This is a genomic window from Nocardia sp. NPDC127579 (assembly GCF_042672005.1).
Taxonomy (GTDB): domain Bacteria; phylum Actinomycetota; class Actinomycetes; order Mycobacteriales; family Mycobacteriaceae; genus Nocardia.
This window is the reverse complement of record NZ_JBHXVZ010000001.1, coordinates 1,462,399-1,482,236: the sequence shown is the minus strand read 5'-3', so window position 1 is coordinate 1,482,236 and position 19,838 is coordinate 1,462,399. Positions and strand designations below refer to the sequence as shown.

Genomic DNA, 19,838 nt, shown 5'->3' with positions numbered 1-19,838 from the left:
CCTACCCCGAAATCCGGATTCCGGCTTCAACGCCCCAGATAGCCAACGTCATGAACAGGTCCGCGAAGACGACCAGGATGATGCACATCTTGATCGCCCGGCCAGCCGCGACACCGACACCCTCCGGGCCACCCGAGGCGAAGAAGCCGTAGTAGCACTGGATGAACGTCGTGATCGCGACGAAGAGAATCGCTTTCGCCAACGAGTAGATCACGTCGGTCGGCACCAGGAACTGATAGAAGTAGTGCGCGTATGTTCCGCTCGCGGTGCCACCGACCAGCTGCACGGTCAACGAGCAGGAGATGTAGGCCATGGCCAGGCCCAGGCAGTAGAGCGGGACGATGGCCACGATCGCCGCGAAGATCCGGGTGCTGACCAGATACGGCAGCGGCCGGATGGCGATCGATTCCAGCGCGTCGATCTCCTCGGAGATCCGCATCGCGCCGAGTTGCGCGGTGAACCGGCAGCCGGCCTGTGCGGCGAAAGCCAGTGCGGCGAGCAGCGGACCGAGTTCGCGGGTGGTGGCGAAGGCGGAGATGGCGCCGGTGATCGGGCTCAGCCCGAGCAGATTCAGCGAGGTGTAGCCCTGGATGGCGACGGTCATACCGCCGAACGCGCTGAGGATGACGACGACGCCGATGGTGCCGCCGCCGACGACGAGATTGCCGTTGCCCCAGGTGACGTCGGAGAGCAGACGCCACACTTCCTTGGGGTAGTGCTTGAGTGCCAGCGGGATGGAGCTGAGCGATCTCAGGAAGAAGAAGACCTGGTGGCCGAGGCGGGCGAGCAGGTCGACCGGCGCCTGTCCGGCGCGCCGGAGTTGCTGAAAGGGCCGCAGCAGCGGCGGCACATAGGTTGAGGACACCGGCTCAGACCACCTGTGGGGGGAAGAGTGCGCTGTAGATCTGCGTGATGATCAGATTCACTCCGAACAACATGATCGCGGACGAAACCACCGCGGAGTTCACCGAATTGGCTACGCCGCCGGGCCCGCCGCGGGTGTTCAGCCCGGTGTCGCAGGCGATGATCGCCGCGAGCAGGCCGAAGATCAACGATTTCAACAGTGCGATGAACAGGTCGAAGGAGGTCGCGAAGGAGGAGAAGGTGCCGATGTAGGAACCCGGGGTGCCGCTCTGGGCGAAGATGTTGAAGACGTAGCCGGTCAGGAAGCCGACGAAAACCACGAAGCCGCAGAGCAGGACGCTGACCAGCATGGCCGCGCCCAACCGGGGGGCGACCAGGCGGCGCATCGGATCCACGCCCATGACCTTCATGGCGTCGATCTCTTCCCGGATGGTGCGGGAGCCGAGGTCGGCGCAGATGGCCGAGCCGACCGCGCCGGCGATCATGATCGAGGTGACCAGCGGCGCGCCCTGCTGAATGATGCCGAGGCCGTTGGCCGCGCCGATGAACGAGGTGGCGCCGACCTGGCCGGCGACCGCACCGACCTGGATCGAGACGATGACGCCGATCGGGATCGCCACCAGCAGGGTGGGCGCCGCGGCGACATTGGCCATGAAGGCGCATTGCCGGACGAATTCGTCGAAGGGGAAGCGGCGGCGGAAGATGGCCACGAAAAGCTCTGCGACCGCGGCGATTCCCATCGTGATCTGACGGCCGCCGGTCTCCAGCGACTTCTTCGGATGGTCTTCCCAGTAGTCCCTAGTCCAATCGACCGCATCACTGATCCGTGACCTCGGTGGGCTCTTGGTCGACTGCACTCGCTATCCCCTCTCGACGCCAGGTTGGACAACCCCGACGACAGTTTGCTTGTCGCACCTTACTACGGAGTAGTGCAGAACACACCATGGTCATGTGATTGCAGTCATAGATGGATGTCACTATGCGCGAAAATGCCCTGAATACCGGCCCATCATTTGGGACACGCACCAAAATCCCCGGGCGAGTTCTGCAACTGGTTACAGTTCCCCTTCGACGTCAGGGGCAGGTAAGAGGGCATCTCCGGACGTTTACAAGGAAAACTTTCATCTAAAAAACCCGTGTTTTCCAATGCCAATTGAACATTCGGATCGCGCGCTCGAAATACAAAACTCGACGCCCCCGAAACGGTTTCGATAGAGCCTCGCTATCAGCGACACCCACCCCTACCTGACGCGCCCGAGACCGAATACTGACACGATGGGTGCGACAGATTGATATCGTGCGGTCTTCCGACGTCTGGAGGGACATGTTCAGCAAACTCGCCAAGGCGGTTCACGCTGCCTTCGCCGTAGCCCTGGGTGCGGCGTTGCTCGGGACGGGCGCTGGAGCCGCGCACGCGGCGACCCCACCGGTCCTGGGTGGTGGCTCCGGGATCATCATCGACAACCAATTCGAATGCACCGTCACCACTGTCGGCCACGACGGCGCCGGCCGACTGGTCGGCCTGACGGCCGGACACTGCGGTGAGGCCGGCGCGCAGGTGTACGCCGAGTCCGATCGGGACGCCGGCGTCGTCGGCAGATTCGTCTACTCCAACCACGACCTCGACTACGCGGTCATCCAGTTCGATCCGGGCCGCATCGTGCCGGTGAACCGGATCGGCGGGGTCACCATCACCAATGTCGGCGCGCCGCCGCAGTTCCCGCAGGTGGTCTGCAAGGAAGGCCGGACCACCGGCAACACCTGCGGCCTGGTCTGGGGCGACGTCTTCGACAGCAAGATCGAGACCTGGACCCAGATGTGCGTGGTCGAAGGCGATTCCGGCGCGCCGGTGGTCGTCGGCTCGACGCTGGTCGGCATGGTGAACGCCTACCTCGCGCTGGCCTGCTTCGGCCCGGAGGTCGGCACCAACATGAACGTGATCATGGACGACATCAACGCACGCGGCGGCGTCGGAGCCGGTTACCAGCCGATCTAGCGGCAGCAGCGACAACGGAGGGCGGGTGCTTCGGCGCCCGCCCTTCGTCGTCGCCGGTCAGGAATCGCGCGGCGCGACGGCCGGACCGGCGATCGCGCACTGCGGTACACAGTCGACCGTGTCCAGCTCGGGCGCCTTGCGCAAGGCCGGCGGCTCGCGGCGCTCGGGCCGCACCAGCACCGCGGCCAGCAGCGCGCCCGCCAGCAGCAGGCCGACACAGATCCAGATCGCGACACCGAACCCGCGGTCGAATTCGGCCGGGTCGTCGAGTGATCCGGAGATTCCGGCCAGGCCGGGCAGTGCGGCCACCGCGAGCAGCTGTGCGGTGCGGGCGATCGCGTTGTTGACCCCGGAGGCGATCCCGGCCTCGGTGGCGGGCACCGCGCCGAGTACCGCGCCGGTGAGCGGCGCGACCAGCACCGCCAGCCCGAGCCCGAAGACCAGGACCCCGGGCAGCACATCGGCGAAATAGACCGTGCCCGGCCCGATCCGCAACAGCAGGACCAGGCCCGCGGCCGACAGCAGCGGGCCGAGCGTCATCGGCAGGCGGGCGCCGTGCTGCTGGGCCCAGCGACCGGCCGGGGCGGACAGCACCAGCATGATCAGCGTGATCGGCACGGTGGCCACGCCCGACATGAGCGGTGAATAGCCCGCCACCAGCTGCAATTCCAGGACCAGCAGGAAGAACACGCCACCCAGCGCCGCGTAGACGGCCAGCGTCACCAGATTCGCCGCGGTGAACACGCGGGAGCGGAACAGCGCGGGCGGCACCAGCGGATGGTCACTGCGCAGCTCGATCACCACGAAGACGAGCAGCAGCAGCACGCCGACGGTGAGCAGCGGCAGGTTGATATCGATCAGGCCGAAGGTCAGCGCGCCGAGGCCGAGCGCGATCACCACCGCGCCGGGAACATCCAGGCGCGCGGCGCTTATCGACCCCGCCGGATCCCGGCTCTCCGGCACGTGCCGCAGCGTCACCAGCACGACCACCAGCACCAGCGGAACATTGAGGAAGAAGATGGAGCGCCAGCCGACCACGTCGATCAGCCAGCCGCCCAGGAACGGGCCGAGCGCGCCGGCGACACCGCCGAAACCGGACCACAGGCCGATGGCGGCGCCCTGATCGCGGCGATCGATCGACGACGAGATCAGCGCGAGGCTGCCCGGAGTGAGCATGGCCCCGGCGACGCCCTGCAGCACTCGCGCCGCGATCAGCATCTCGACATTCAGCGCGGCGCCGCACAGTACCGAGGTGACCGCGAAACCGACCGCGCCCCACAGGAACACGCGCCGGCGGCCGAGCCGGTCCCCCAGCGAGCCGCCGAGCAGGATGAATGCCGCCAGCGTCAGGGTATAGCCGTTCAGTGTCCATTGCAGACCGGCCACATCGGTCTCGAGCTCCGCGCCGATGCGTGGCAGGGCGATATTGACCACCGTGGCATCCAGCGAGGCCACCGAGGATCCGAGGATGGTGGCCAGCAGGATCCAACGCCCCGTGGCCGATCGCAATCGAGGCAGCTCGGAGGTGGGCACCGACCCAACCTAGCCCCGCGGGCGGCCTACATGTCCGATACGCAGACCACGAACTTACGTTCTTTGTAGGTGAATCCGGAGCCGGTGCCGCAGGCGGACACCTCGGTGGTGTTCTGCTTGATGCTGACCACCTTGACGCCCTCGACGGCGGACTCGGTGCAGGCGATCCGCTTGGGATCCTCGCCGCCGACATCCATGCAGTCGCCGACCACCCAGTCGATGTCCAGGCACAGCGCACCGGTCTGCACGCCATTGCGTTTCTCGGCGTAGTAACTGTCGCGATCGCTCACGCACAGCGCGGTATTGGGCACCTTGCCGATGATCTTGTAGTTGGAGGCCTTGCTGCCGCAGGTGACCTTCTCGATCTTGGGATCGTTGCTGGCGCCGCCGAGGCTGACGCAGTCACCGACCGCCGCGTCGAAGTCGATGCTGCCGCCCTGATCCGCCGCGCTGGTGCTGGGACTGGCCGACCGGCTCGACCTGGGACTCGAACTCGGCTTGGCCGTCGTGGTCTTGCTGGGGCTGGTCTCCACCGCGTCGACCGTGCCGTTGCCGATCGGGCGGGCCTGGCCGTCGATGGTCGCGCCGCACGCGACCAGGGCCAGCACCGCGACGGCGGCACCGCACCCCAGTGCGATCCGTTCGAGTAGACGAGACTCAAGTAGACGAGACACGTACAGTCCTCCCGAGCTGCCCGCCGAAATAACACGCCATGCTTACATAATCGCCGCGAGGGCGTCGACTCGTATCATCCCTACCGGCCCCGCGCCGCGCCGTGCCGTCGGATCAGTAGAAACGCAATTCTTTCACCTTCGCCCGATAGGGTGTGGGCTCACCGGTGGGAAAGGGGCAGTCCGTGAAGCTGTTCAGTGCGCTCGGCGTCGCGTCCGCTGCCGCCGGCGCTTCGTTGCTGGTCCCCGGCTCGGCCGCCGCCACCGATGTGCACTGCACCTCCGACCGGGGTGTCGACATCACCGTCGTCGAAGGCCGCACCGCCTGCCGCGCCGTCACCGATACGCTCGGGCAGGCCCGCGCCGCCGGGTTCGACGGCGTCGGCTATGCCAGTGCGACGTTCGGCGCGATCGCGCTCGGCGTCGGCGCGGGCGGCGGGGTCGGCGCCAGCGAGGGCGAGGGCGGCATGCCGATCGCCATCGGACTCGGCCCGGACGCGATCGCGCTCACCTCGCTGTCCGGCACGGGGTCCGCCGATGACACGCTCGGCCTGACGATCGCGCTCTACGGTTCGCGGGCTCAGGTCACCGCGGCGGACAATTCGGTGGTGTGTCTGGGAGCGGGCGCGTTCGCGTGGAACTCCGCGACCGGCGCGAGCTGCCTGGTGACGCCGTTCTACCTGCGCGCGTAACCGAGTGATCTTCGTCACGAAGGCGTTTGGTGTGCGTCAATACCCCACGGACTGACGGCATTCGGCCCGATCCATGACTCGCCGAGGTGACCGGCATCTTTGTCGAATATCGGTGCGGCACTGCAACTTCTGTGTCCGAGAACACACCGGGTGGTCTACCCGAATCAGTACCGGATCCGGCTGGATTCCGGTCGCTTCCGGACGGTAGGAAGGACGGACGGGGTCGGGTCAGTTCTACCTATTTCTTGGAATGGATGAGGTACATATGCATGCCGCTTCGCAGAGCAGGTCGTTGCCGAGATCGCGGTCTCGGCTCTCCCGTCGACTCCGGCAGGGCGTGCTCCTGTCCGCGGCCGTCGCGGCGGCCGGTGCTCTCGTAGTCGCGCCCGCCCAGGCCGAACCGCTGATTCCCGGCTTCCCCGGGCTCGGCTCCTCGGCCACCGACCCGGCACCCAAGGCCACCTTCGCACCGCCGAGCATCAATATCGCCGACGGTGAAGAGGTCGGCGTGGCGCAGCCGATCATCATCAACTTCAAGGACCCGATCGCCGAGGGCGACCGCGCGGCCGTCGAGAAGGCCATCAAGGTCACCTCGTCCAAGCCCGCCCCCGGTCACTTCACCTGGTGGAGCGACAAGCAGGTTCGATTCCGGCCGAACGATTTCTGGCCGGACAACACCGACGTGACGGTGGAGGCGGGCGAGACCCGCAGCGCGTTCCGGATCGGTGACGCGCTCATCGCCACCGCCGACGACGCGACCCACACCATGACCATCACCCGCAACGGCGAGGTCGTGCAGACCATGCCGATCTCGATGGGCAAGCCCAAGCACGAGACGCCCAACGGCATCTACATCGTCGGCGAGCAGCTGCGCAAGATGACCATGGATTCCTCCACCTACGGTGTGCCGATCACCGATCCGGAGGGCTACAAGATCGAGGTCGAGTACGCGACCCGCATCTCCAACTCCGGCATCTTCGTGCACGCCGCCCCGTGGTCGGTTGCGCAGCAGGGTGTTTCGAACGCCAGCCACGGCTGCCTGAACGTCAGCACCGACAATGGCCGCTGGTTCTTCGAGAACGCGAAGAAGGGTGACCCGGTGATCGTGCAGAACACCAGCGGCGGCACCCTCAACGCCCGCGACGGGCTCGGCGACTGGAACTAGCCGGCAGACACTCGAAGGGCCACCGGATCGCCGGTGGCCCTTCGTCGTTCCGGTGAACTAAACGATCGAATTCCCCCAATTCACTGACCGGTTTGTCCGGTACTTGGTTCACTTGCGCGCATGCGCGGACTGTTCAGCTCGACGCCGAGCGGCGTTAACTCTCTAGTTGCTGTGCGCCGCAAAGCTGCCGCCGTGCGATCCAGACCCGAGCGTGTACTCCCCCAACCCCGAGGTAAGGGGCTACGCGGGCGGCCGTGGCAGGACTACGCGCTGTTCCTGGTCCTGGTAGCCCCCAACCTCGCGCTACTCACGCTCTTCGTCTATCGCCCGCTGGCCGACAACATCCGGCTCTCCTTCACCGACTTCAATATTTCCGACCAGTTCGTCACCTACATCGGGTTCGACAACTACACCGAGTGGTTCGGACGCGACGACTCCTGGCAGATCGTCTCCAACACCGTCATCTTCACCATCGCCGCCGTGGTCGGCTCCATGGTGCTGGGGTTGGCGCTGGCGCTGCTGCTGGACCGGAAACTGTTCGGGCGCAACGTGGTCCGCTCCGCGGTCTTCGCGCCGTTCGTCATCTCCGGCGCCGCCATCGGTGTCGCATTCCAGTTCATCTTCGATCCCAGCTTCGGGTTGATCCAGGATGTCCTGCACCGGCTCGGCGTGCAGCACGTCCCCGACTTCTACCAGGATCCGAACTGGGCGTTGTTCATGGTGACCGTCACCTACATCTGGAAGAACCTGGGCTACGCCTTCGTCATCTATCTGGCCGCGCTGCAAGGCATTCGCGCCGAGTTGATGGAGGCCGCCGAGATCGACGGCGCGAGCCGCTGGACCACCTTCACCAAGGTACTGATGCCCCAGCTGCGGCCGACGACGTTCTTCCTGTCCATCACGGTGCTGCTGAACTCACTGCAGGTCTTCGACATCATCAACGTGATGACCCGCGGCGGGCCGCTGGGCACCAGCACCTCCACCATGGTCTACCAGGTGTATCAGGAGACATTCGTGAATTTCCGGGCCGGCTACGGCGCGACGGTGGCGACCATCATGTTCCTGGTACTGCTCATCGTCACGCTGCTCCAGGTGCGCGTCATGGATCGAGGCGACCAGTGAGAACAACTGCCGTGGAGCCACTTTCCTACCGGCGCCGCCAGCGCCTGGTCACGGCGCTCGGCTACGCCGCCATGGTGTGCGTGCTGATCATCGTCGGCCTGCCACTGTTCTGGATCTTCATCACCTCGTTCAAGGAACGACCCGACATCTACACCCAGCCCGCCATCTACTGGCCGCGCACCTGGCGTCCGCAGAACTACGGCGACGCGACCACGACGCTCCCCTACTGGACCTTCCTGCGGAACTCGCTGGTCGTCACCGGCATCATCGCCGCCGTCAAGTTCGTCCTCGGCGTGCTGAGCGCCTACGGGCTGGTCTTCCTGCGATTCCCGGGCAAGACGTTGGTCTTCCTGGTCATCATCGCCGCGCTGATGGTGCCCAACCAGATCACCGTCATCTCCAACTACGCGCTCATCGCCCAGCTCGGCTGGCGAAATACGCTGCAGGGCATCATCATCCCGCTCTGCGGCGTCGCGTTCGGCACCTTTCTCATGCGCAACCATTTCCTGTCGCTGCCATCGGAGGTGATCGAGGCGGCGCGCATGGACGGTGCGGGCTGGTGGCGCCTGCTGACCCGGGTCGTGCTGCCCATGTCCGGGCCGACGATGGTGGCGTTCGCGGTGGTCACGCTCGTCAACGAATGGAACGAGTATCTCTGGCCGTTCCTGATGGCCGACAGCACCGAGGTCGCCACGCTGCCGGTGGGCCTGACGCTGTTGCAGAACACCGAGAACACCTCCGTCACCAACTGGGGGCCGGTGATGTCGGGGACGCTGCTCACCATGCTGCCGATTCTCATCGTGTTCCTGCTGCTGCAACGCCACATGATCAAAGGCCTCACCTCGGGTGCGGTCAAGGGCTGAATACAGGAGATGCCAATGCCCACTTCACGATTTCCCAACCTGTCCAGACGAGGCTTCCTCGGCCTGGCCGGCGCGGCCACGGCCGGTCTCGCCCTTACCGCGTGCGCGGGCGGAGGCGGCAGCAAGCAGAGCGGTGACGGCAAGACCATCAACTGGTGGTCGAATCACCCCGGCACCTCGAAGGATTACGAGCTGGAGCTGATCAACCGGTTCCAGGCCGAGTTCCCCGATCTGAAGGTGAACCTGGTCGACGCGGGCAAGAACTACGAGGAGGTGTCGCAGAAGTTCAACGCGGCACTTTCCGGCGGTGACCTGCCCGATGTCGTTGTGCTGTCGGATGTCTGGTGGTTCAACTACGCGCTGAACGGCACCATCGAACCGCTGGACGGTCACTTCGCCGATGCCGGGGTAAAGCTCGACGACTACGTGGACGCGCTCGCCGCCGACTATCTGTTCAACGGCAAGCACTACGCGCTGCCCTATGCCCGCTCGACCCCGCTGTTCTACTACAACAAGGATGTCTGGGCGAAAGCCGGTCTGCCCGACCGTGGCCCGGAGAGCTGGCAGGAATTCGACGAGTGGGGCCCCAAGATCCAGTCCGTCGTCGGCGACGGCAAGCTGGCGCACGGCTGGGGTGACGCGAAGAACTATTTCGCGTGGACCTTCCAGGGCCCGAACTGGACCTTCGGTGGCGCCTACTCCGACAAGTGGACGTTGAAGTTCAACGACCCCAACACCATCAAGGCCGGACAGTTCCTGCGGGACATGATCCACACCAAGAAGTACGCGGGTGTGAAGCCGGCCATCGCGACGGATTTCGGGGCCGGTGTCATCGCCTCCACCATCGCCTCCACCGGCGACCTGCGCGGAATCGCCAAGAACTCCGAGGGCAAGCTGCAATTCGGCACCGCGTTCCTCCCGCACCCGAATGGGCCGGGCGTCACCACCGGCGGCGCCGGTCTCGCGATCCCGTCGCGCATCTCCGATGAGCGGAAGGTGAACGCGCTCAAGTTCATCGAGTTCGTCACCAACGCCGCGAACACCGCGTACTTCTCGCAGAACACCGGGTACATGCCGGTGCGCAAGTCGGCGGTCAACGACCCCAGCGAACTGGATTTCCTGGCCAAGAACCCGAACTCGAAGGTCGCCATCGACCAGCTGGCGGTGACGAAGTCCCAGGACTACGCGCGCGTGTTCGTACCGGGCGGTGACCAGATCATCGGCACCGGCCTGGAGCAGATCGCATTGCAGAACGCCGACCCGGCCACCGCCTTCGCCGGAGTAGCGAGCCAGCTCCAAGCGATCATCGACCGACAAATCACACCGAAGCTGCCCAAGTAACAACTGATTTCGCAAGAACATGGGTAACTCATCGGGTACCGGCTAACCCATCCATCCACAGACCGGCAGCCGCCAACGCTGCCGATTCCCGCACATGAGTCTGGCCTGAATACGCGGAGAGGCGGAAGAGCATTGGCGACCGTGCAGTTCGACGGGGTGACGCACCAGTATCCCGGTGCGCCGAGCCCTGCTGTCGACAGCCTGGAGCTCGAGATCGCCGACGGGGAGTTCATCGTCCTCGTCGGCCCCTCGGGCTGCGGGAAATCCACCAGCCTGCGCATGCTCGCGGGGCTGGAATCCGTCGAGCAGGGGCGCATCCTGATCGGCGGCAAGGACGTGACCGGGCTGCCGCCGCGCGCCCGGGATGTGGCCATGGTGTTCCAGTCCTACGCGCTGTACCCGAACATGACGGTCGCGGAGAACATGGGCTTCGCGCTGCGCAATATGGGAATGAGCAAGGCCGACACCAAGGTTCGGGTGCTCGAGGCGGCCAGAATGCTCGAGCTCGAGCCGCTGCTGGACCGCAAACCCGCGAAACTGTCCGGCGGCCAGCGGCAACGGGTCGCCATGGGCCGCGCCATCGTGCGCCGTCCCCAGGTGTTCTGCATGGACGAACCGCTGTCCAATCTGGACGCCAAGCTGCGGGTCAGCACCCGCTCGCAGATCGCCGCCCTGCAGAAGCGGCTCGGCACCACCACGGTCTATGTCACCCACGACCAGGTCGAGGCCATGACCATGGGGCATCGGGTCGCGGTGCTGCTCGACGGCAAACTCCAGCAGATCGCCGCGCCGCGCGAGCTCTACGACAATCCGGTGAACACCTTCGTCGCCGGATTCATCGGATCGCCGGGCATGAACCTGCTCGAGGCACCGGTGCAGGACGGGCACGCGATCCTCGGGGACCTGCGAATCCCGGTGCCCAACGGCACTTCCCGGGACCGGATCATCGTCGGTATCCGACCCGAGTCGTGGGAGGTCAGCACCGATACCGACAACAGTCTCGCGGTCGACGCCGAGCTCCTCGAGGAACTCGGCGCCGAATCCTTCGTCTACAGCCATCCGATTACCGCGGCGTGGTCCAGCCGGTCGGGCAAGGTGGTGGCCCGGGTGGATCGGCACTTCCGGATCGCGCTCGGCGATCGGCTGCGGCTGCGGCCGAAGCCGAGCGAGATCTTCTTCTTCGACGCCGATTCCGAGCAGCGCCTGCGCTGAGACTCAGTCGGCCGGTTTCAGCGCGGCACGCATCAGATAGACGTTGTAGCTGTCCCACGCCGAGATCGTGAAGTAGAGGTCCTCGGTCGTGGACCACGGGTGGATGAAGCCGCCGTAGGCCTTCGGGTAGTCCGCGGTGGCGACCAGGGGCACCGCTTCGGTCCAGATCCCCTGGGGCGTAGCCGAATTCCGGACCACGATGGCGGCCTGGGCCGGGTCCAGGTACACCATCTGCCACTGGTCGGCGTCGGCGTCGTAGCGCACCGAGATCTCGCTGGCCAGACCGAGTACCAGTGGGGTGGCGTCGTTTTCGGCGGCGGGCGCCCAATCGCCGTCCACCCAGTACTGGTAGGCGGACTTGTTGAGCACCTCGGATTTCGCGACCCGGGCCAGCGCGATCATGCCGACGCGTCCGTTGGGCGTACCGAACATGTAGACGTAGTCGCCCTGCGGGACCATGGCCGCGACCTGGAACTTGCCTTGGCCGAACAGGTTGTCCCACTTGGCATGCTGGTCCTTGACCCAGGTGTGGCCGCCGTCGTCGGAGTAGGCGATGCCGCCGTAGTTGGTGGACCACAGGCCGGGAATCCGGCTCCAGTGGTTCACCGACATGTAGCTCAGGTACTGCCGCTCCCCCAGCGCGAACCCGGAGGTCGGAATGACCGTGGTCTCCCAGTTCTTGATCTTGCGGCTGGCCAGGAACTCGGCGGCGTGGCAGCGGCTGTCCTGCACGAAGGTATCGATGGTCAGGCCGTCGGCCAGCTCGCGGTCGGTGCTGAAACCGAGCACATTGCTGCGCCAGTCCGGTCCGCCCGCACCGCCGGTGACCCAGCCGTCGCCGAACGTGTCACCGAAGACCACCGCGACCTCGCCGGGCTTGGTCTCCCACATCAGGCCCAGGTCGGTTCCGTCCACCTGCCAGCGCATGTCGGTGCGGTTGCTCGAGCCGCGGCCGGTCACCTGGCCGACCAACTCGACCCGCTCGACCCGCGGCGTGGCGACGGGTTCGACGACCGGCCCCGGTTCGATGGGGTGCACGACCGGCGGGGGAGCGGGCTGGGCCGGTTCACCCTCGCCGCCGGGCACCGGGATGGGAATCGGCTCGATCTCCGGTTTGACCTCGAGTTTCGGCAGGACGAACGTCCCCGACCCGGAGCTGGACCCGGTGTCTGGCGTTTCGGGTTCCGTCGCTTCCACAGGTTCCGGCGTGTCCCGGATATCCGGGCACGGATTACGGCACGGGTCCGAGGGCAGCGGTTCCGGCTTGATCCGGGTGTTGTCCTGCGGCGGATCGGGGACCGGGACCGGCGTGAACTCCGGCCACGGCACCGGGATCTCGATCCGCGGCGGGATCTGGACCGGCGGCGGTGGGGGCTGATTCGGATCCGGTTGGCGCAGCAGCGGATCGAAGCCGACCTCGCCACAGATGTTCACCGGCGGGGGCGCCCACGGCGGCGGGGCGGCCTGCGCCGGGGACGGCACACAGAGCAGTCCGGTAAGGACCACTCCGAAGAGCACTGGGACATCCAGTTTCTCCGGCAGCAAGCCCATGATCTGTTGACTCCCATGTCGATTCGGACGTACTGGCGGGGAAGATCAACTTACCCGAGCCGGTGCGTGAACGCGGGAAGCCGGGCGGTCGCAATCCAGTCGATATGGAACCGAATTCCACGGCGCTGCGTCCAAGGGGTTATGAGCGATATCGAATACGTCTTCGGGACGGGTGACGGTGAGCTTCATGTCTGGTCCTCCCCGGCCGATCTGGAATTGGCGAACACCGGCACCGTAGACGCGGTGCAGCTGGATTTCGACGGTGACGGCCTACTCGACGACGCGCTGTGGGACACCCGCGGCGCCGGCAGCGCCGACGTGGCCGGGCTGGACCTGAACGACGACGGCGTGCTCGACCACTTCTACACCGACCCGACCGGGCTCGGCACCTGGAATCACCTGGTCACCGGCTTCGATACCGCGAACGAACCGCTGGCGTGGTCCACCCGTGGTGAACCCGTGGAAACGCCTGCCCCCGCATCCGAGCCGGGGGCGGAGGGCGTCCTGTCCGCGGGAATCGGGCAGGCGCTCGCGGATTACCCACTGCTGACCCATGATTCGCCGCGCGCACCGCTGCGCGAATTCGATCCGGACGATCAGCACGAAAGTTCCTGGCGCGCCGAATAACGCGCCCGCCGCGCATTGGCCACGATCGCCACGATTCCGGCGATATACATCGCCGCGCCGGCGAGTACCACCGGCAGCGAACGCCCGTCCGCCGGAATCACCAGCGCGGCAACGGCTATCGCGAGCACGAAGGCGATATTGAAGACGGTGTCCTGAAGTGCGAACACCTGGCCGCGGCGATCATCGTCGATATCGATCTGCATGGTCGCGTCACCGGTCAGTTTGATGGTCTGCCCGGCCAAGCCGAACAGGAACGCGCCCACCAGCAGCAGATGGTGGGCGTAGCGGGCCGCGCCGCCATCCTGTGCCAGCGCGATCGGGGTCACCAGGGTCAACTGGACCACCGTCGCGATCAGCAGCCCGGCCACCACCGTGCGCGGCCGGCCCAGCCGCGGAATCACCAGGGGCGCCACCACCGCGGCGACCAGCATGCCGCCCGCGACCGCCGTGATCGCGACACCGAAGCCGAGCAGCCCGCTGTCCAGGCCGGAGCCGCCGTCGGGCACCTGCCGCAGCACCAGCACCATGATCAAGGTGTTGGTGCCGAACACGATCCGATGCGTGCCGATACCGATCATCGCCGTGGTCACATGGGCGGACTGCCACACCGCGACCGCGCCGGTGCGCAATCCGGTCGCGATCGCCCGCACAGTGCTCTCCTTGCCCGCGGTGCCGTCCTGGGGCCCGAGCACCCGGGCGCGGAAGCCGGCCGCGAGCAGCGCGCCCAGTACCGACCCGGTGGCGCTCACCCCGACCGCGACCGCGGAGGCGAAATCGCCTGCGCCGAGCCCGCCGATGATCGCCACCGCCGCGGCCGCGCCCACCCCGGCACATCCCGAGGCCACCGTGGCCAGCACCGAGTTCATCGGCACCAGCCACCGCTGCGCCAGCACCCGCGGCAGCGCCGCCGACACACCCGCCAGCACGAAGCGACTGATCCCGACCACCGCCAGCGCGCCGAGCAGCAGCGGTGTCTCCTCGGCCCCGGCCAGCAGCCCGATCGCCACCGCGCCGATCAGCACCGCGCGAACGATATTGGCCACCAACAGCACCGCGCGCCGATCCCAGCGGTCCAGCAGCGCGCCCGCGTACGGCCCGATCAGCGAATAGGGGAGTAGCAGCACCGCGAATCCGGCCGCTATGGCCAGCGGGTCGGTCTCGCGTTCGGGATTGAACAGGATGGCGCCCGACAGCGCCGCCTGGAACATTCCGTCGCCGAACTGTCCGGCGAAACGCACGATCGCCAGGCGCAGCACGCCCGGGCTTTCCCGCAACGCGGTGCGCAACGGCACCGACTCGGGTGGAGCGGAGGCTGTCGACATCACCACGATTGTGCCGGTTACCCGTCACCGACGATCGGTCAGGCCGAGTGCGGCTGGTCGAGCGAGTCCACCAGGGCGCGCACGGTCTGGCTGGTGTCGGGCGCGAAAGGCAGTACGGTCAGGGCGGACGCGTCGATCCAGGCGTAGGCGTCGTGCTCGCCCGGTGCCAGCGTGACCTCGCCCGGCTCGGTGTCGACGGTGAAGGAGAACTTGCGCACCCGGGCCTTGGTGCGGGTGGCGTAGTCGACGCCCCCGAGAAACGTCCGGATGGCGCGCACGCGCAGCCCGGTCTCCTCGACCAATTCCCGGGCAACGCACTCGGCGAAGGTCTCCCCGGCCTCGACGCCGCCGCCCGGCAATTCCCACAACCCGCCGTAGTGCGCGTGCGGCACTCGGCGCACGACCAGCAGTTTGCGCTCGCGGAAGACCGCGACCCCCACCACGAAGTCGGTGATGCCCTCGGCCAGCGCGGTGGCACGGAGATCCCGCTCGAATTCCTCCGCTCGCATCCCCGATCACCTCCGGTTCCGTTGTCGCGCAGATATTTTGCGTACCCTACTGGCCCTGGGCCCGCGCTCCCCCGACCGGCCGACACTCCGCCCGACCGGCGCCGGGCGCCCGGTCGCCGACGCGACACTGTGCACATTGCGTTCACCCGAAAGTCGCTGGCTAAAATGCCCGGTGCAGGACAATCTACTAGGAATCCGGGGTACCCCGTCGGAGGTGCTCCCACCCGGAAACGCAGGTCGGAGAAGGAGGGACCCCCGATGTCCACGCTCACGACTCCCCATATCGACGTCCACCGTGGCGGCGACCGCATGAAGACCCGCATCTCGTGGCTGGACTCCAAGCACTCCTTCTCCTTCGGCGAGCACTACGACCCCGACAACACCCATCACGGCCTGCTGCTGGTCAACAACGACGACATCGTGCTGCCCGGCCAGGGTTTCGACACCCACCCGCATCGGGATATGGAGATCGTCACCTGGGTGCTCGGCGGCAGCCTGGTGCACCAGGATTCGCTGGGGCACAGCGGCGTCATCTATCCCGGCCTGGCCCAGCGCATGAGCGCGGGCGCCGGCATTCTGCACTCGGAGAAGAACGACTCCTGGCGGCTGTCGGACACCGCGGCCGAGCATGAGGAGCCGGTGCATTTCGTCCAGATGTGGGTGGTGCCGGACGAGCCGGGGCTGACGCCGGGCTACCAGCAACTCGAGATCGACGACGAACTGGCCGGCGGCGGACTGGTGACGGTGGCCTCGGGCCTGCCGCGCTATCGCGACCGCACCGCCATCGCGATCAACAGCAGCCACTCGGCGTTCCACGTGGCGCGCATGCCGGGCGCCGAGGGCGCACCGCAGGTGATCGAACTACCCGACGCGCCGTATCTGCACGTCTTCGTCGCGCGCGGCGAGGTGGAGATGGAAGACGTCGGCCCGCTCTACGAGGGTGATGCCGTGCGCCTGACCAGATCCGGCGGCCAGCGAATCACCGCGCACGGACCGGCCGAGGTGCTCATCTGGGAGATGCACGCGCGGCTCGGCGGCGCGAGCTGAGGTCCCGAAGGCCACAGCCGAGCGCGTAACCACGCAGGCCCGCGAATCGACACAGCGGTGCGAGCTAATCGCCGGCGGAGATGCGGGCCGAACACGCGCGAGTCGCGGCGACCACGTCGGCCAGCAGTGGCCGAAAGTCGCGGTGCGGGGGATGAATCCACACCCGATACCCACCCTGCTCGTCGGCGGGGGAGGGCAGCACCAGCCGGCTGCCGGGCAGCGCGACCGAGGCGCACACCCGGAACAGCTCCGAGAACAGCGTCATATCCAGATACGAGTTATCGGTGGGCCCGGTCAGAAATGTCCAGCGGCCTGAACGCGGATGCGCGATGACCGGACCGCTGTGCTCCTGCGCGCGGCCCAGCAGATCACGCACCCGGGCGCCGAGCGGAGCGGGCATGACGACCGCGCCGACCGCCCCCACCTCCAACATGATTCGGCCCAGGGCGGCATCGACCACCCCGTATAGGCCGTGCTCCTTGCGATACCTGCGGCACCGGGCGAAAGCGTCCTGGGTGACCGCGAAACCTTCGGGACTGCCGGGATCAATGCGCGACGGACTCATGAACCTCGCCTCGATGCATCGGTGGATCGATCGACGGGTGAACGGCCAGCTCGGTTGCGACAGTAGCTCCGGCCCCCAGGGTTGACAATAGTCACACGCAGGCGAATCGCTCGGGCGTAGCATCGCAAGCCATGGCACCCGTCTCGCCGACCGTCGCGCGTTGGGAATTGGTATTGCGCCTGCGGGAATTACGGGAGCAGCGCGGCTTCGACTCCGCTGGCTTCGCCAGACAGGTCGGCTTCACCGCCGCCAACTGGTCGCATGTGGAGAAGGGCCGCCGCGTCCTGACCGTCAACACCATCGGCCCGGTCCTCGAACTACTCGAGGTCGCCGTCGAGGAACGCGCCGAACTACTCGATCTGCTGGAGGCCAGCAAGCAGCGCGGCTGGTGGACCAAATCCGCGGCGCTGCTCGGCCCGGAACTGCAACGCCTCTACGGCATGGAGTTCGGCGCGCACAGCATCCGCAGCTACGACAGCCTGATCGTGCCCGGCCTGCTCCAGACCGAGGACTATGCCCGCGCGCTGATCAGCGCCGACGTCATGATCCGGCCGGTACAGGTGGAACAGCTGGTCGGGATCCGAATGCGCCGCCAGGAGCGACTACTCGGGCCGGATCCGGTGGAGCTGACCGCCGTGATCGGGGAGGCGGCGCTGCGCCAGCAGACCGGCGGGGCGCGGGTGCTCGGCGGACAACTCGCCCATCTGATCGAGCTGCTGGAGAAATACGACACCATCGCGGTGCGGGTCATCCCGTTCGCCGCGACCGCGGGCGCGATCCTCGGCGGCTCGAGTTTCCACCTGATCGACTTCGCGGTCGAGCAGCTGCCGACCTTCGGCTGGGCGGAGAGTTCGGTGTTCGGCGGCGCGGTCGAGGATCCGGAACTGGTGCGCGATCTCGGGTTCGCCTATGTGCGCGCGCTGGACCAATCCCTGTCCCGCGCCGAATCATTGGCCCTGATCAGGACCTATGCCGAGGTAAAGTCCTCGGCATGACCACCACCGCTAGCCCGTTTCCGGCCCGCATCGGCTGGTTCACATCCTCACGCTCCAACAATGGCAACCAGTGCGTCGAGGTCCGCTTCGACGGTGACGCGGTGCGCATCCGCGACAGTAAGTATCGCCGCGATCCGGCCAACCCCCGGGCCGACGAACCCGTCATCACCGTCACCGCGCGCGTCTGGACCGAATTCCTGACGCTGCTGCTGCGCGGCCGCGTCCACGATGAGCTGCTCGCCCGCCCCACCGCCGACGGCGGCGCGACCCTGCGGCACCACGACATCTGCCTCACCTACACCCCGGACGAATGGACCGCCTTCCTGGCGGGCGCCCGCGACGGCGAGTTCGACCGGGTCGCGCAGATGCACTGACATTTTGGATTCGCGCCGGCGGATTTCGCTGCGAGGCAGAGAATTCCGCTCGAGTCGATCCGGGTACCCGACCGGCCGCACACTCGTCGAGCACGTATCGAACGTGCCGTCAGACGCCGACTACGCCACCGGAGACCCGCATGACCGAGTCGCTCTTCCAGCTGCCCACCGCCGGAGAACCCGTTATCGACACCTTCGATCGGATGATCCGCACCGGGCCCATCGTTCCCTACGAGCTGCCGGGTGGCGTCCAGGCCTGGATGGCGGTCAGCCATCAGGCGGTCGAGGAGGTGCTCGCCGGTGACGGGACGCTGTTCAGCAAGAGCACGAAGAACTGTCCCGCCATGCACGACGGAACCGTCCCGGCGGACTGGCCGCTGCGCGTCCTGACCGACGCCGACCACCTGCTCAACCTGGACGGTGCCGACCACATGCGAATGCGACGTGCCATCGCCCGCGCGTTCACCCCCGCCCGGGTCGCGCAGCTCCAGCCGCGCGTCCAGCAGCTCACCGACGATCTGATCGACCGATTCGCCGACCAGCCCGAAATCGATCTCGTCGAACATTTCACGATGCCGCTGCCCGTCGCCGTGATCTGCGAGTTGTTCGGTGTCCCGGCCGGCGATCAGGCCAAGTTCCGCGGCTGGACCGCCACCCTGATCTCGCACACCAGCAGCGGCGAGCAAACCCAGGCCGCCATGGGCGAGATGGTCGGATATCTGACCGGGCTGGTCGAGGACAAGCACCGCGATCCGGGTGACGATCTGACCTCCGACCTGGTGCGGGCCCAGCCCGAAAACGGCATCACCGACGCCGAACTGGTCGAAATGCTGTGGATCATCATCGTGGCCGGACACGAGACCACGATGCATCTGCTCGGCAACGCGGTGGTGGCGCTGTCGGCCAACCCCGATCAGCTCGCGACAGCCAAGGACGGCGACCGCTGGTCGGAGGTGGTCGAGGAGACCCTGCGCTACCGGAACGCGGCTTGCGCCATGTTCAACCGGTACGCCCTGACCGACGTGCGGATCGCCGGTGTCGATATCCCCGCCGGCGCGATCGTGGGCTGGTTCGCAGGCGTCGGACGCGACCCGCGCAAGCACGCCGATCCCCAGGTCTTCGATATCGCCCGCGATCATTCCGATCAGCTGGCCTTCGGCCGCGGTCCGCACTTCTGCCTCGGCGCGCATCTGGCCCGCCTGGAATCCCACATCGCACTGGCCACGCTGTACCGCCGGTTCCCGGAGTTGCGGTTGGTGTGTGATCCGGCCGAAATCCCTTACGCGCCACAGTTCATGACCAACGGACCGCTCTGCGTGCCGGTACACCTGCGCTCCCTCGGCTGACCGGGCACCCCGGGCGGGAATCTGTCAGACTTTCATTCGGAAC

At 66.8% G+C, this 19,838-nt stretch carries 20 protein-coding genes; 12 read left to right on the top strand and 8 right to left on the bottom strand.

The features are described from left to right. Position 1 precedes the first annotated feature (1 nt). Together ACFVMC_RS06355 and ACFVMC_RS06350 are read right to left on the bottom strand one after the other, a co-directional pair. A complete protein-coding gene (locus ACFVMC_RS06355; protein WP_379207383.1) occupies positions 2-865 on the bottom strand; it encodes an ABC transporter permease in 864 nt (287 codons plus the stop codon). 4 nt (positions 866-869) lie between these two features. Beyond that, entirely contained in the window at positions 870-1,721 is an 852-nt protein-coding gene (locus ACFVMC_RS06350) for an MlaE family ABC transporter permease (RefSeq protein WP_379207381.1), read from the bottom strand. Positions 1,722-2,188: 467 nt separating this feature from the next. Here ACFVMC_RS06350 and ACFVMC_RS06345 point away from each other — a divergent pair, with 467 nt between their 5' ends. Next, positions 2,189-2,860, top strand: coding sequence for a S1 family peptidase (locus ACFVMC_RS06345; RefSeq protein WP_379207379.1), 672 nt, complete (start codon positions 2,189-2,191; stop codon positions 2,858-2,860). Positions 2,861-2,917: 57 nt separating this feature from the next. Here the strand turns inward: ACFVMC_RS06345 and ACFVMC_RS06340 are convergent, their stop codons facing one another. Then, positions 2,918-4,393, bottom strand: coding sequence for an MFS transporter (locus ACFVMC_RS06340; RefSeq protein WP_379207378.1), 1,476 nt, complete (start codon positions 4,391-4,393; stop codon positions 2,918-2,920). A 26-nt stretch (positions 4,394-4,419) separates the two neighbouring features. Continuing rightward, positions 4,420-5,067: a hypothetical protein gene (locus ACFVMC_RS06335; RefSeq protein ID WP_379207377.1), complete on the bottom strand. Its 648-nt coding sequence runs from the start codon at positions 5,065-5,067 to the stop codon at positions 4,420-4,422. Between the two features lie 182 nt (positions 5,068-5,249). Between ACFVMC_RS06335 and ACFVMC_RS06330 the strand changes: the two genes are divergently transcribed. From ACFVMC_RS06330 to ACFVMC_RS06305, 6 genes are all read left to right on the top strand, one after another. Further along, positions 5,250-5,756, top strand: a complete 507-nt coding sequence (locus ACFVMC_RS06330; RefSeq protein ID WP_379207375.1) for a DUF6764 family protein — start codon at positions 5,250-5,252, stop codon at positions 5,754-5,756. A 265-nt stretch (positions 5,757-6,021) separates the two neighbouring features. After that, entirely contained in the window at positions 6,022-6,921 is a 900-nt protein-coding gene (locus ACFVMC_RS06325; RefSeq protein ID WP_379207374.1) for a L,D-transpeptidase, read from the top strand. A 192-nt stretch (positions 6,922-7,113) separates the two neighbouring features. Continuing rightward, positions 7,114-8,043 carry a carbohydrate ABC transporter permease gene (locus ACFVMC_RS06320; protein ID WP_379207372.1) on the top strand — a complete coding sequence of 310 codons (930 nt, stop codon included), beginning with the start codon at positions 7,114-7,116 and terminating at the stop codon, positions 8,041-8,043. A 71-nt stretch (positions 8,044-8,114) separates the two neighbouring features. Continuing rightward, a complete protein-coding gene (locus tag ACFVMC_RS06315) occupies positions 8,115-8,906 on the top strand; it encodes a carbohydrate ABC transporter permease (protein WP_379207858.1) in 792 nt (263 codons plus the stop codon). 15 nt (positions 8,907-8,921) lie between these two features. Further along, positions 8,922-10,247, top strand: a complete 1,326-nt coding sequence (locus tag ACFVMC_RS06310; protein ID WP_379207370.1) for an ABC transporter substrate-binding protein — start codon at positions 8,922-8,924, stop codon at positions 10,245-10,247. Between the two features lie 132 nt (positions 10,248-10,379). Then, positions 10,380-11,459: an ABC transporter ATP-binding protein gene (locus ACFVMC_RS06305; RefSeq protein ID WP_379207369.1), complete on the top strand. Its 1,080-nt coding sequence runs from the start codon at positions 10,380-10,382 to the stop codon at positions 11,457-11,459. Between the two features lie 3 nt (positions 11,460-11,462). Here the strand turns inward: ACFVMC_RS06305 and ACFVMC_RS06300 are convergent, their stop codons facing one another. Further along, positions 11,463-13,010 carry a DUF4185 domain-containing protein gene (locus ACFVMC_RS06300; protein ID WP_379207367.1) on the bottom strand — a complete coding sequence of 516 codons (1,548 nt, stop codon included), beginning with the start codon at positions 13,008-13,010 and terminating at the stop codon, positions 11,463-11,465. A 141-nt stretch (positions 13,011-13,151) separates the two neighbouring features. Between ACFVMC_RS06300 and ACFVMC_RS06295 the strand changes: the two genes are divergently transcribed. Next, a complete protein-coding gene (locus ACFVMC_RS06295; RefSeq protein ID WP_379207365.1) occupies positions 13,152-13,637 on the top strand; it encodes a hypothetical protein in 486 nt (161 codons plus the stop codon). Here the strand turns inward: ACFVMC_RS06295 and ACFVMC_RS06290 are convergent. Next, the gene (locus ACFVMC_RS06290; protein ID WP_379207363.1) at positions 13,607-14,959 is read right to left on the bottom strand and encodes an MFS transporter; all 1,353 of its coding nucleotides are present in this window, start codon (positions 14,957-14,959) and stop codon (positions 13,607-13,609) included. The two genes, ACFVMC_RS06295 and ACFVMC_RS06290, sit on opposite strands and share 31 nt — an antisense overlap. Positions 14,960-14,997: 38 nt before the next feature. Further along, positions 14,998-15,468, bottom strand: coding sequence for an NUDIX domain-containing protein (locus tag ACFVMC_RS06285; protein WP_379207361.1), 471 nt, complete (start codon positions 15,466-15,468; stop codon positions 14,998-15,000). 258 nt (positions 15,469-15,726) lie between these two features. Here ACFVMC_RS06285 and ACFVMC_RS06280 point away from each other — a divergent pair, with 258 nt between their 5' ends. Next, a complete protein-coding gene (locus tag ACFVMC_RS06280; protein WP_379207360.1) occupies positions 15,727-16,515 on the top strand; it encodes a pirin family protein in 789 nt (262 codons plus the stop codon). A 64-nt stretch (positions 16,516-16,579) separates the two neighbouring features. Here ACFVMC_RS06280 and ACFVMC_RS06275 read toward each other — a convergent pair whose 3' ends face one another. Beyond that, positions 16,580-17,080, bottom strand: a complete 501-nt coding sequence (locus ACFVMC_RS06275; protein WP_379207358.1) for a hypothetical protein — start codon at positions 17,078-17,080, stop codon at positions 16,580-16,582. 131 nt (positions 17,081-17,211) lie between these two features. On the opposite strand from ACFVMC_RS06275, the gene ACFVMC_RS06270 reads away from it, so the two are divergent. From ACFVMC_RS06270 to ACFVMC_RS06260, 3 genes are all read left to right on the top strand, one after another. Beyond that, positions 17,212-18,075, top strand: a complete 864-nt coding sequence (locus ACFVMC_RS06270) for a helix-turn-helix domain-containing protein (protein WP_379207356.1) — start codon at positions 17,212-17,214, stop codon at positions 18,073-18,075. After that, on the top strand, positions 18,072-18,449 hold the full coding sequence (locus tag ACFVMC_RS06265) for a DUF397 domain-containing protein (protein ID WP_379207354.1): 378 nt from the start codon (positions 18,072-18,074) through the stop codon (positions 18,447-18,449). The genes ACFVMC_RS06270 and ACFVMC_RS06265 overlap by 4 nt, the downstream gene beginning before the upstream one ends. A 140-nt stretch (positions 18,450-18,589) precedes the next feature. Then, positions 18,590-19,795, top strand: a complete 1,206-nt coding sequence (locus ACFVMC_RS06260; RefSeq protein WP_379207352.1) for a cytochrome P450 — start codon at positions 18,590-18,592, stop codon at positions 19,793-19,795. Positions 19,796-19,838 lie beyond the last annotated feature (43 nt).